This is a genomic window from Pseudoalteromonas sp. SIMBA_162 (assembly GCF_046535955.1).
Classification (GTDB): Bacteria; Pseudomonadota; Gammaproteobacteria; order Enterobacterales; family Alteromonadaceae; genus Pseudoalteromonas; species Pseudoalteromonas marina.
In genome coordinates this window covers 1-271 of the sequence record NZ_JAWJBQ010000429.1, presented here as the reverse complement: position 1 = coordinate 271, position 271 = coordinate 1, and the positions used below count along the sequence as shown (strand labels likewise).

Here is a 271-nt window from a genome sequence, read left to right as displayed (position 1 = left end):
CGTGCCGATGTGATGGTCACCGACGCCATCGAGACCCAGCTGCAGGCCAGCCGTCACCCGGAGCTGTGCAGCGTGCACCCGGACTCGCCGTTCACCTTCTCCCAGAAAGGCTATCTGCTGCCGCTGGGTGACAATATCTGGAAGGCCTACGTCGATCAGTGGCTGACCCAGATGCAGGGCACCGGCGAGCAGGCTGCCATCTTCGACAAGTGGATCAACGGCTGAGACGACGCTTCGCTCAGGCTCCGGTCACACGCTCTGCAATGAAGAG

The 271-nt window shown here is 62.4% G+C and carries 1 pseudogene; it reads left to right on the top strand.

The window, feature by feature from the left end:
- Nucleotides 1-225, top strand: a pseudogene (locus R0J88_RS20345) (chorismate mutase AroQ, gamma subclass); the annotation flags it as partial.
- Between the last annotated feature and the right edge of the window lie 46 nt (nucleotides 226-271).